The following is a 4,754-nucleotide window of genomic DNA, read 5'->3' on the forward strand; positions in this document are numbered from 1 at the left end:
TATTAACCTAAAACTACACTACGGTGATCCAATGCCCCAGTTTCTGGTCGTTCCAAGTAAATTCGTAGGTCGGGTTGAGGCAACGAAACCCGACATAAATCCTCGGTTGTTGGGTTTCACTATCGTTCAACCCAACCTACAGCTACAATATTACTAGGCGATCGAATGTTCCCGGAAATTCATGAGTCAATCCCCCGTTACCGATTCCCTAGAAATTATCCTGACAAATATCACGGAAAAATTAGTATAGTAAATTCGTAGGTCGGGTTGAGGCAACGAAACCCGACATAAATCCTCTAAATACGGTTATTAAAAGCTGATTATCTATTGCCCCTTTTGCCTTTCCTCATAAGTAGGGTTTGCGGCAAAAAGTACGGGCGAAGCATTCGGATAGAAAATCTCCAGTTTCACCGATAGGTTATTGCCCGAATGCTTCGCCCCTCTGAGTAACGCACAGAAAACGGGTTTCTCCGAGAAACCCGTTTTCTACTCATGTACTCATGCAAAAAGATGTTTTTTCATCAAAAAAAACTCGATCGCATTTAAGTGATCGAGTCCAGAAAAAACAGACTAATTATTAATAGTCGAAGTCACCACCGCCGGCGGGAGGAGCGGATTTTTCTTTTTCCGGTTTATCCACCACAATACACTCGGTAGTTAAAACCATACCGGCGATAGAAGCGGCATTTTGTAGGGCAGAACGAGTCACTTTCGCAGGGTCAACGATACCCGCCTCAAACATATCGGAGAACTCACCGGTAGCGGCATTATAACCGACATTAAAGGGCTTCTCTTTCACCCGTTCGGCAATAACTGCACCGTTTTGGCCGGCGTTTTCAGCGATCCGTTTTAAGGGGGCAGCAATGGCGCGAGAAACGATTAAAGCACCGGTTAATTCTTCATGGTGTAGGGTTTCTTTGGCCCAGGTTTCCAATTGGGGAGCCAGGTGAGCCAAAGTAGTACCACCCCCGGGGACGATACCTTCTTCTACGGCTGCTTTAGTGGCGTTAATCGCGTCTTCTAGGCGCAATTTGCGGTCTTTCATTTCCGTTTCGGTAGCGGCACCGACTTTAATCACTGCCACACCCCCGGCTAATTTAGCCAGACGTTCTTGCAGTTTTTCTTTATCGTAGGAAGAATCAGTTTCCTCGATTTGACGGCGAATTTGCTCACAACGGGTTTTCACTGCCACGTCGTTGCCTTCGGCGACGATGGTGGTGGTATCTTTGTTCATAGTGATACGGCGGGCCGTACCTAAGCTGTCAATTTTAGTGGTTTCCAGTTTTAAACCCGCATCTTCGCTGATTACTTGACCACCGGTTAAGACGGCGATATCTTCTAACATCGCTTTTCTGCGATCGCCAAATCCGGGAGCTTTCACCGCAGTGACGTTAAGAACACCGCGCAGACGGTTAACCACTAGGGTTGCCAAAGCTTCTTTTTCGATGTCTTCGGCGATAATTACTAGGGGTTTACCTTGACGGGCAACTTGTTCGAGAATGGGAACCAAATCCTGTACTAAACCGATTTTTTTGTCGGTAATCAGAATAGCGGGATCTTCAAAAACGCATTCCATGCGTTCGGTGTCGGTGACAAAGTAGGGAGAGATATAACCTTTGTCAAAACGCATCCCTTCGGTGATTTCTAGTTCGGTGGTCATCGATTTCCCTTCTTCTAGGGAAATTACGCCTTCTTTACCGACTTTATCCATGGCCGAGGCGATCATTTGACCGACTTCATCATCGTTACCAGCAGAGATAGCGCCCACTTGTGCGATCGCTTTGGAGTCTTCTACGGGTTTCGCGTGTTTGGCGATTTGACTGACGAGGAAATCGGCAGCTTTATCGATACCTTTTTTCAGAGAAATCGGGTTAGCACCGGCGGCGACGTTGCGTAAACCTTCTTTAACGATAGCGTGGGCGAGAACGGTGGCGGTAGTTGTACCATCACCCGCTACATCGTTGGTTTTTGAGGCGGCTTGGCGGATTAAAGCCACACCGGTGTTCTCGATATGGTCTTCCAGTTCGATTTCTTTAGCGATGGTGATGCCATCATTGACGATTTGGGGTGCGCCAAATTTCTTTTCGAGGACGACGTTACGACCTTTGGGGCCAAGGGTGACAGCTACCGCTTCGGCCAGAAGATCCATGCCTTTTTCTAAGGCGCGACGGGCATCTTCGTTGTAGATAATAGATTTAGCCATAATGTATCGTTATTCGTGCAAAATAGGGGTTTTCAAGGGTAGATGATTAGGAAACGGCGGCGAGAATGTCTTTTTCGGAGAGGAGAACGAATTCTTCGCCACCAAGTTTGATATCGGTTCCGGCATATTTGGAGTAGAGAACTTTGTCACCCACACCTACTTCTACGGGGGTCCGGCTACCGTCATCGTTGCGTTTGCCGGGGCCGACGGCCACGACTTCCCCGATTTGGGGTTTTTCTTTAGCGGCATCGGGAAGGAAAATACCACCGGCGGTTTTTTCTTCGCTGGGGCTAACTTTGACGAAAACTCGATCGCCTAGGGGTTTAACAGTTGTTACGTTGATGCTGACTGCAGCCATGGAATATCCTCCGTTTGTCTTGTATTTGGGTAAGTGCTTTTTCCAGATTAGCACTCTTACCTTCCGAGTGCTAATTTACCGAAATACAAGGACCCCTGACAACGGCTCGATCGGTACGGGTTTCCGAACTATGGTGTTAAGCCATAGCAGTTATCTTAATGGTGAGGTACAAAGTTTTCCTTTTGCGTCGGAGTGCGGTTGTCCATAACCTTCATATTTTAGCTCGAATGGGGATACACCACGAGGAGAAAGTGAGCTAACATAGCACCTTTTAAGTCAACTATCTTGCTCCCACTTCTCTTGACAATAAATTGATTAATTCATGAAAGGAATTAGAAGTTTATTGGCGTAAAATTTACGCCAATAAACTTGGCTCTGGGACATCCAGATTAATTTTGGTTTTTCAATTTAAACCAAGTATTTTTACTCAGTGAGCTATTACTGAATCGGTGTTCTAGCAAAGAGACCAACACAACCAATCTTTATTATTAAAAATTAACCTTTTTGGCTATTGACAATTGAGCCATTTTGTGATGGTTTTTCGGTTAATTTTTGAGCGAGATTTAAGATATCGGAGGGGAGCATAATCACGGTACTGGTGTTATTTTCCGCTCCAATTTCCGTTAACATTTGTAGGCGGCGTAATTCCAAAGCGGCGGGATTTTCCATGATTAATCGGGAAGCTTCCGCTAATTTTAGGGAGGCTTCCTGTTCTGCAGCAGCTTTAATCAAACGGGCGCGTTTTTCTCGCAATGCTTCCGCTTCCTTGGCCATGGCCCGCTGCATACCGGTGGGAATTTCCACATCTTTCATCTCCACCCGTTCGATATCGATGCCCCAGGGTTCGCTAATTTCATCGACAATTTGTTGGACTGCATGGTTAATTTTGTCTCGTTTTTGCAAGACATCATCGAGATGATTTTGACCAACTACATTTCTTAAAGTGGTCATGGCCGCTTGATAAACGGCCGCGGGATAGGATTCGACTTTATTAATCGCTTTGCTAGGGTCGATAATGCGATAGTAGAGAACCGCATTAACCTTAATTGTGACATTATCGGCGGTGACAGTTTCTTGCGGGGCAATATCAACGGTTTTGGTGCGAATATCCAGCTGCATTTTTTGGTCAACTAGGGGAATGATCCAGTACAGTCCGGGGCCTTTGGTGTCTTGATAACGTCCTAGGCGAAAGATAACACCACGCTGGTATTCTCGATCGATTTTAAAGCCATTTAACCCCAGAATGCCGGCTATCAACAGCAAGGGTGCTAAAAATTCCATATTAATTACCAGTTATCGGGTTCAAGTTAATCGGTGCGCGGTGAGATCTCAAGGACAATCTCCTCGCTCCTGACCACTAATACATTCATTCTAGAGATTAACCGGGCTGTCGGGGAAACTCATGACGAAATATTACAGATTTTTAGGAATTGCCTAACCAGCAGAGATGACTCGACTTCCAGACCCCGACCTGAGATAAACTACAGAATGTTATCAGAATTTACCTTGATATTATGAGCGTAGTTAGCCAAGTCATCCTCAAAGCCGACGACGAACTTCGTTATCCTAGTAGTGGTGAACTACAGGGTATCGGGCAATTTTTAAAAACCGGTGAGCAGAGAATTCGCATTGCCGAGACTCTCGCTGAAAATGAGAAAAAAATCGTCGATCAGGCTCAAAAACAACTGTTCAAGAAACGTCCCGATTATAGAGCGCCGGGGGGTAATGCCTACGGTCAGCGTCAATATAATCAATGCTTGCGCGATTATGGTTGGTATCTGCGTCTAGTTACCTATGGGGTATTAGCCGGAGATAAAGGACCGATCGAACAAACCGGCCTGATCGGGGTCAAAGAGATGTATAACTCTCTTAATGTTCCCGTCCCCGGCATGGTGGAGGCGATTCGTTGTCTCAAAGAGGCCGCTTTAGCTCTTTTGACTCAAGAGGATGCCGTGGAAGCAGCTCCCTACTTCGACTTTATCATCCAGTATATGTCCTAAGCGATCGGGACAATCCCAAGGGTCTGAAGTCTGAAAAGGGGCAATTTTCCCCTCTTTCAGGGTTCAGGCTTGACTTTTTTCAGTGATCAGTAAACAGTAATCAGTAATCAGTAAACAGTGAAAAGACAGTAGGAAACTGCCATTTTCAGTGATCAGTAAACAGTAATCAGTAATCAGTAAACAGTGAAAAGAC

General features: G+C 45.8%; 4 protein-coding genes. 1 reads left to right on the forward strand and 3 read right to left on the reverse strand.

The features are described 5' to 3' along the window. Positions 1-577: 577 nt before the first annotated feature. The 3 genes from groL to MICAI_RS07650 form a co-directional block, all read right to left on the reverse strand. A complete protein-coding gene (gene groL / locus MICAI_RS07640) occupies positions 578-2,203 on the reverse strand; it encodes a chaperonin GroEL (RefSeq protein WP_002804201.1) in 1,626 nt (541 codons plus the stop codon). A gap of 46 nt (positions 2,204-2,249) precedes the next feature. Further along, a complete protein-coding gene (gene groES / locus MICAI_RS07645) occupies positions 2,250-2,561 on the reverse strand; it encodes a co-chaperone GroES (protein WP_002737272.1) in 312 nt (103 codons plus the stop codon). Between the two features lie 495 nt (positions 2,562-3,056). After that, a complete protein-coding gene (locus MICAI_RS07650; protein ID WP_008199944.1) occupies positions 3,057-3,842 on the reverse strand; it encodes a slipin family protein in 786 nt (261 codons plus the stop codon). Positions 3,843-4,075: 233 nt separating this feature from the next. Here MICAI_RS07650 and MICAI_RS07655 point away from each other — a divergent pair, with 233 nt between their 5' ends. Continuing rightward, positions 4,076-4,561, forward strand: a complete 486-nt coding sequence (locus MICAI_RS07655) for an allophycocyanin subunit alpha-B (protein WP_008199947.1) — start codon at positions 4,076-4,078, stop codon at positions 4,559-4,561. Positions 4,562-4,754 lie beyond the last annotated feature (193 nt).

The organism is Microcystis sp. T1-4 (assembly GCF_000297435.1).
In the GTDB taxonomy this organism is placed as follows: domain Bacteria; phylum Cyanobacteriota; class Cyanobacteriia; order Cyanobacteriales; family Microcystaceae; genus Microcystis.

What these genes read in the sequence shown, in the direction of transcription:
- MICAI_RS07655 (WP_008199947.1), top strand. Translation starts at nt 4,076, where the DNA reads ATGAGCGTAGTTAGCCAAGTCATCCTCAAAGCCGACGACGAACTTCGT.
- groES (WP_002737272.1), bottom strand. Translation starts at nt 2,561, where the DNA reads ATGGCTGCAGTCAGCATCAACGTAACAACTGTTAAACCCCTAGGCGAT.
- groL (WP_002804201.1), bottom strand. Translation starts at nt 2,203, where the DNA reads ATGGCTAAATCTATTATCTACAACGAAGATGCCCGTCGCGCCTTAGAA.
- MICAI_RS07650 (WP_008199944.1), bottom strand. Translation starts at nt 3,842, where the DNA reads ATGGAATTTTTAGCACCCTTGCTGTTGATAGCCGGCATTCTGGGGTTA.